The organism is Pseudomonas sp. AP19, from assembly GCF_001728855.1.
Lineage (GTDB): Bacteria > Pseudomonadota > Gammaproteobacteria > Pseudomonadales > Pseudomonadaceae > Aquipseudomonas > Aquipseudomonas fluorescens.
Genome location: NZ_LXJP01000017.1, coordinates 102985 through 109762, shown reverse-complemented (window position 1 = coordinate 109762; position 6778 = coordinate 102985). Strand labels below are relative to the sequence as shown.

The following is a 6778-nucleotide window of genomic DNA, read 5'->3' as shown; positions in this document are numbered from 1 at the left end:
TGCGATGGCGGCGTGCCAGCCAACCTTTTCTGAGCTGACCCACCGCCTTCGCGAGCAAGCCCGCTCCCACAGGGTAGTGGTGTGAGCAAGTCGCCCGGCCGATGAAGATCAAAATGTGGGAGCTGGCTTGCCTGCGATGGCGGCGTGCCAGCCAACCTTTTCTGAGCTGACCCACCGCCTTCGCGAGCAAGCCCGCTCCCACAGGGTAGTGGTGTGAGCAAGTCGCCCAGACGATGAAAATCAAAATGTGGGAGCTGGCTTGCCTGCGAAGGCGGCGTGCCAGTCAACACATTCATCAACTGATACACCGCCATCGTGGGCAAGCCCGCTCCCACAGGGAAACGCCTGGAGCAAGTCGCCCGGCCGATGAAAATCAAATGTGGGAGCGGGCTTGCTCGCGAAAGCGGTGGGTCAGTCAACACATTCATCAACTGATACACCGCCTTCGCGAGCAAGCCCGCTCCCACAGGGTAGTGGTGTGAGCAAGTCGCCCGGCCGGTGAAGATCAAAATGTGGGAGCTGGCTTGCCTGCGATGGCGGCGTGTCAGTCAACACATTCATCAGCTGACCCACCGCCTTCGCGGGCAAGCCCGCTCCCACAGGTGTTGAGAGGGGTCAGCGAGAGGCCAGGGCGCCTTGGTACAGCACGGGGCCGGTGGGTTGTCCGGTGGGTGAGCCGCCTTGTGGCTCCAGGCTGACGGCCAGGGTCGCGGGTGCAGTCAACAGCGCTTGCTGTTCCTTGCTCAGCTGGATTCGGCCTTTACCCGAAGTCGGCACCAAGCCCAGGGAGACAGGTTTGCCACCGGCCGCAATGACCCATAGTTCCAGGGCCCGTGTCGGCTCTACCGCCGCCAACGTTAGCGGCTCGACTTGCAGATGATCGCCAAACGCCTGGATCTGCAGCGCCGGTTGCTGGTTCGCCGCGACCAGCGTGGCGTTGTACTCGGCGCCGATATCACGCTGATAAAGCACGCCGACCAACACGGCGACGACAACCGCGCAGGCGGCCATCAGTACGCGCAGGTTCATCCAGAACGGTTTCTTCGCCGGCACGTGCAGCACTTGCGGCTCGATCCGCGCCTTGATGCCCGCCCACACGTGGTCCGGCACCGGCCGCTCGGGCAAAGAACCGGTGAGGCTGGCGAGTGCATCCTGCCAATGGCCCAGTTCGACGCGCAGTGCAGCGTCTTCCAATAACAGGGCGTCGAAACGCCGACGGGCGGTGGCGGGCATCAGCCCGATGGCGTAGTCGGCAGCCAGGGCGCGGCGCAGCGCGGTCGTTTGGTAGTTCATGATTCAAGGCACCTGCGCAGGCGTTCCATGCCGCGGCGAATCCAGGATTTGACCGAGCCCAGGGGCGCGGCCAAGTGGTCGGCCAATTCCGAGCACGACAGGCCCTGGAAGTAAGCCACAGTGATCGATTGACGCTGCATGCCGTCCAGCGTGTCGAGGCAGCGATTCAGCGCACGGGCTTCGCGTTCGTTATCCAGTTGCTCGTGGGCGCTGGGGCCGTCGTCGAGCAGGGCGTCCTGCTGGCCGTCGGCCAAGGGTTGTTCGCGGTGTTTGCGTAGTTGGTCGATGGCCAGGTTACGCGTGATATTCACCATCCAGGTCATCGGCGCCGCCAGGTGCGCTTCGTAGCGTGAGGCGTTGTACCAGATGCGCACAAACGCCTCCTGCAACACCTCTTCGGCCAGGTCGGAGCGCCCCATGAACCGCAACGCCACACCGTGCAGCCGTGGCGAAACGCTGCGGTAGAGGGTTTCGAACGCCTGGCGGTTGCCCAGGGCGCATTGGGCCAGCAAAGGCCGCAACGGGTCAGCATCATTGATCGAAATAGGGCTTCTCCAGGCTCTCGGACGAGGGCGACGGGACTGCGCACGGTAGGCAGAGGGTAGTCCAGCTTGAGCATTCATTCCATCCGACTCCGGGCGGTGCATGGGGGATATACGCGCGCGGGGAACATTTGGATGCAGCTTTTTCTGAACTAATCTTTAGGTGGGAACATTCCTTCGGGACTGTCAGTCAAACGCGTGCTTTTAGCTCCTACATTCAGAGGTTGTCTTGATGAAGATTTCACGCGGTTTTGCCCTGTCATGCCTGTTGACCGTGGCCGCCAGCCCGGTGTTTGCCGCAGGTTTCAGCCTCGGTGACGTGGCCAATGCCGTCTCCGGTGCCCAGGGCAACAATAAGGCGGCTGCCGCAGCGCCGAGCTCCCAGACCGCTGGCCTGTTGCAGGCCCTGACTTCGCAATTGAACATTACCCCGGAACAAGCCGTCGGCGGCACCGGCGCCATGCTCGGCCTGGCCAAAAACAAGCTGAGCGGCACTGACTATTCGCAACTGGGCAAGAGCGTGCCGGGCCTGGATCAACTGTCCGGGAGCAACTCGCTGGGTAGCCTCGGCGCCTTGAGCGGGATGCTCGGTCAGAGCGGCGGCAGCAAAACCAGCGGCCTGGACGGCCTGCTGGGTAACGTGAAGGACACCAGCGACCTCAACACCGCGTTCAGCGCGCTGGGCATGGATAACAGCATGATCGGCAAGTTTGCGCCGGTGATCCTGCAGTACCTGGGTGGCCAGGGCGCCAACCAGTCAGTGCTGGGCAAATTGGCTTCGGCCTGGGGCACCGGCAGCTAAATACCGGTGAGTGTGTATGTCGCATACGGTGCGAGGCCTTCATTGATGCAAACAATCAAAAAGCACACGTAATGAGGCGTATAAAATCGTAGGGAACCGCTGAACAGGGCACGCCACAGAGGGAGACCTTTCAAGCTTCGCGCATAACGGGCTTGGAAGGTTTCATTCATTGGACTTTAAGTGGTGGCACGATGAAAACATTGCATTTGCCTGTCAGCGTCTCGTATTGGGTCAATCCTCCTGCCATCCCGTATGAGCCACAAGGGACCGGTTTGATCGGTCGCCCGCGGCACACTAATGCCCGGAACGAAGTGGCCGATGCCTCGAAGGCACAAGAACCCCAAGCGCCTTATGAGCCGGTACTCAACATTTGGGGAGAATGTGTTCCCCGTTAGTTCGCACTCAATGTGCTTCATTTGCGGTGTGTGAACAGGCTGTGCACACCGTTGGCAGGCCTATTTGAGTAGCGTCTCAATTCTCTGGTCTTTTTCCTGCCAGAGCTGGTTCACCCAGTTCTGGACGGTCTGGCGAAAGGCCGGATCGTTCTCGTAGTCCCCTTGCCACAACGCCGGGTCCAGCTCATGGGTGCGGATATCAATGATCACTTTCGGCACCGCGCCGCTGATCAAGTCCCAGAACCCTGGAATCGTGTGCTGCGGATAGACCACGGTCACGTCGAGTACCGCGTCCAGCTGTTCACCCATCGCCGCCAGCACAAACGCCACGCCGCCCGCCTTGGGCTTGAGCAGCCGCGAAAACGGCGAATCCTGTTGGGTGCGCTTGGCCTCGCTGAACCGCGTGCCTTCCAGGTAATTGACCACCGTCACCGGCTGGCGCTTGAACAGCTCGCAGGCCTGTTTGGTGATTTTCAGGTCCTGGCCCGCCAGTTCCGGGTGCTTGGCCAGGAACGCCTTGGTGTAGCGCTTCATGAACGGGTAATCCAGCGCCCACCAGGCCAGGCCAAGGAAGGGCACCCAGATCAGCTCTTTTTTCAGGAAGAATTTGAAGAACGGCGTACGGCGGTTAAGCGCCTGGATCAAGGCCGGAATGTCGACCCAGGACTGATGGTTGCTGATCACCAGGTAGGAGGTATCGCTTCGCAGGTCGTCGCCGCCGCGAATGTCCCATTGAGTGGGCGTGCACCGCGAGAATATAAGCTTGTCGATTTCCGCCCAGGTTTCGGCGATCCACATCACCGCCCAGGACGCATAGTCGCGAAAGCGCCCGGGGGCCACCAGCTTGATCAGGGCAAACACCATCAAGGGGCCGAACAGCACCAGGGTGTTGAGCAATAGCAGGAGTGTGACGAAACAGCCGGTGAGCAGGCGGCGCATAAGTAACTCTTGGAATCGACGTGGGCGAGCCATGATAAGCAAGCTGAGTCGAGAGGCCAAATCGCAAATCACCGCACGAATGTTTCACACTGCGCCCGGTATGGTTGAGAACTAACTTAGTCCGGCTTTTGCGGTCTAGAATCCGCCTACTTCTTTCGAGGAAATCACTTCGTGAAATTGCTCCTTGCTGCGTTCGCCCTGGTTCTTCCCGTTATGGCCGCTGTGCCTGTCATGGCCGCCGAACCGACCCTCTACGGTCGCTACGAATACATCCAGTTGCCCGAGATCGGGGAAACCTTCAAGGCCAAGATGGACACCGGCGCGCTGACTGCCTCGCTGTCGGCCCGTAACATCGAAACCTTCACCCGCGACGGTGACGACTGGGTGCGCTTCCGTCTCGGCGGCAAGGATGCGAGCGACAAGGTCTACGAACATAAAGTCTCGCGTATCAGCAAGATCAAGAGCCGCGCCGACGAAGACGAGGACAAGGACGAAGCCACGGTGGCCAAGCGTCCGGTGATTGACCTGGAAATGTGCCTGGGTAACGTCAAGCGCACCGTCGAGGTCAACCTCACCGACCGCAGCAGCTTCAACTACCCGCTGCTGATCGGCGCCAAGGCCTTGCGTGAATTCGGCGCGGCGGTAAACCCGGCCCGTCGGTATACCGCTGACAAACCGGACTGCTGATTGAACCCATGCCGCATATCCTGATTGTCGAAGACGAAGCGGCGATAGCCGACACGTTGGTTTTCGCCCTGCACGGCGAGGGCTTCACCACCACCTGGTTGAGCCTCGGCCAGGAGGCGTTGGCCCATCAGCGCCAGACGCCAGCCGACCTGATCATCCTCGACATTGGCTTGCCGGATATCACCGGCTTTGAAACCTGCAAGCAATTGCGCCGTTTCAGCGAAGTGCCGGTGATGTTCCTCAGTGCTCGCGATGCCGAGATTGACCGCGTGGTGGGCCTGGAGATCGGTGCCGACGATTATGTGGTCAAGCCGTTCAGCCCACGGGAAGTGGCGGCGCGCGTGCGGGCGATCCTCAAGCGCGTCGGCCCAGGTGTGGCGCCCGCCGTGTTCCAGGTGGACCTGGAACGCATGCAAATCAGTTATCGCGGGCAGCCATTGAGCCTGACCCGGCATGAATTCCGTTTGCTGCAAAGCCTGCTTGAGCAACCCGAACGCGTGTTCAGTCGCGAGCAATTACTCGACGCGGTGGGCGTGGCGGCGGATGCCGGCTACGAGCGCAATATCGACAGCCACATCAAGAGCCTGCGCAGCAAACTGCGGGCTATTGCGGCCGATGCCGAGCCGATCCAGACCCATCGTGGCCTGGGCTACAGTTACAGCCCGAGCCACAGCTGATGCGCCTGGGGCTGCGGATTTTCCTGGTGTATGCGCTGTTTATCGGCCTGACCGGTTACTTTGTGCTCAACACGGTGATGAAGGAAATCCGCCCGGGCGTGCGCCAGTCCACTGAAGAAACCCTGGTGGACACCGCCAATCTACTGGCCGAGATTCTGCGCGATGATGTGAAAAACCATACCCTCGGCCAAAGCCATTGGGCCGAACTGCTCAAGGCCTACGGCAATCGCCAGCCCGGCGCGACCATCTGGGGCCTGCCGAAAAACCAGGTTAACCACCGCATTTACGTGACCGACGCCAAGGGCATCGTGCTGCTCGACTCCAGGGGCGAAGCGGTGGGCCAGGACTATTCCAAATGGAACGACGTGTACCTGACCCTGCGCGGCGAGTACGGCGCGCGCTCCACGCGCAGCGCAGCGGATGATCCGGCCTCGTCGGTGATGCATGTCGGTGCGCCGATCCGCGATAACGGGCAAATCATCGGCGTGGTCACCGTGGCCAAGCCCAACAGTTCGTTGCAGCCTTATGTCGACCGCACCGAGCGCCGCCTGCTGTGGTACGGCGCGGGGCTGGTGGTGATGGGCCTGCTGCTGGGCGCGCTGTTGTCGTGGTGGTTGAGTGTTGCGCTGCACCGGCTGACGGCTTATGCACAGGCAGTCAGCGAAGGGCGGCGTGCCGAGCTGCCGCATTACCGTGGCGGCGAACTCAAGCAACTGTCCACCGCCGTGGAGCACATGCGCACGCAGTTGGAGGGCAAGGCCTACGTCGAGCATTACGTGCACACCCTGACCCACGAACTGAAGAGCCCGCTGGCCGCCATTCGCGGCGCGGCGGAACTGTTGCAGGGCGACATGACCCGCGAGCAGCAGCAGCGTTTTGTGAGCAATATCGACAGTGAAAGCGCGCGCCTGCAACAGTTGATCGAACGCCTGCTGAACCTGGCGCAAGTGGAGCAGCGTCAGGGCCTTGAAGCGCAAACCAGTGTGCCGCTGGCCGCCCTGGTTGATGAGGTACTCAAGGCCCAATGCGCACGAATCGAAGGCGCCGGTTTGCAGGTCGAGCAAGCCATTGCCGCAGACGTGAAGGTGTTCGGCGAGCCTTTCCTGTTGCGCCAGGCCTTGGGCAATCTGCTGGAAAACGCCCTGGACTTCACGCCACCTTGCGGCGCGTTGAAATTCAGCGCGCAAACCCAGCATAACGACGTGTACGTCAGCCTGTTCAACCAGGCGGCGCCGATTCCCGACTACGCACTGCCGCGCCTGAGCGAGCGCTTCTACTCGTTGCCACGCCCGGCCAGCGGGCGCAAAAGCACCGGCCTGGGCCTGAACTTCGTTGAAGAAGTGATGAAGCTGCATGGCGGCGCTTTGCAGATCGGCAATGTGCAAGGCGGTGTGCAAGTGGTGCTGCATCTCCACACAGTCTCCACATTGCCCACATAAATCG

General features: G+C 61.2%; 7 protein-coding genes. 4 read left to right on the top strand and 3 right to left on the bottom strand.

The window, feature by feature from the left end:
- Positions 1–615 precede the first annotated feature (615 nt).
- The gene (locus A7D21_RS14540) at positions 616–1293 is read right to left on the bottom strand and encodes an anti-sigma factor domain-containing protein (RefSeq protein WP_053258370.1); all 678 of its coding nucleotides are present in this window, start codon (positions 1291–1293) and stop codon (positions 616–618) included.
- Positions 1290–1916, bottom strand: a complete 627-nt coding sequence (locus tag A7D21_RS14535; RefSeq protein ID WP_053258369.1) for a sigma-70 family RNA polymerase sigma factor — start codon at positions 1914–1916, stop codon at positions 1290–1292. Before A7D21_RS14535 ends, A7D21_RS14540 begins: the two co-directional genes overlap by 4 nt.
- 151 nt (positions 1917–2067) lie before the next feature.
- Here A7D21_RS14535 and A7D21_RS14530 point away from each other — a divergent pair, with 151 nt between their 5' ends.
- Positions 2068–2637 (top strand): DUF2780 domain-containing protein, encoded by a 570-nt coding sequence (locus tag A7D21_RS14530; protein ID WP_053258368.1) that lies wholly within the window; start codon positions 2068–2070, stop codon positions 2635–2637.
- A gap of 455 nt (positions 2638–3092) precedes the next feature.
- Here the strand turns inward: A7D21_RS14530 and A7D21_RS14525 are convergent, their stop codons facing one another.
- A complete protein-coding gene (locus tag A7D21_RS14525; protein ID WP_053258367.1) occupies positions 3093–3971 on the bottom strand; it encodes an acyltransferase in 879 nt (292 codons plus the stop codon).
- A 171-nt stretch (positions 3972–4142) separates the two neighbouring features.
- On the opposite strand from A7D21_RS14525, the gene A7D21_RS14520 reads away from it, so the two are divergent.
- The 3 genes from A7D21_RS14520 to creC are packed head-to-tail and all read left to right on the top strand — an operon-like array spanning position 4143 to position 6774.
- On the top strand, positions 4143–4658 hold the full coding sequence (locus A7D21_RS14520; RefSeq protein ID WP_053258366.1) for an ATP-dependent zinc protease: 516 nt from the start codon (positions 4143–4145) through the stop codon (positions 4656–4658).
- 8 nt (positions 4659–4666) lie between these two features.
- Complete coding sequence (gene creB / locus A7D21_RS14515) at positions 4667–5335, top strand: two-component system response regulator CreB (RefSeq protein WP_053258365.1); 669 nt, start codon at positions 4667–4669, stop codon at positions 5333–5335.
- Complete coding sequence (gene creC / locus A7D21_RS14510; protein ID WP_069551991.1) at positions 5335–6774, top strand: two-component system sensor histidine kinase CreC; 1440 nt, start codon at positions 5335–5337, stop codon at positions 6772–6774. The genes creB and creC overlap by 1 nt, the downstream gene beginning before the upstream one ends.
- The last annotated feature ends 4 nt before the right edge of the window (positions 6775–6778 follow it).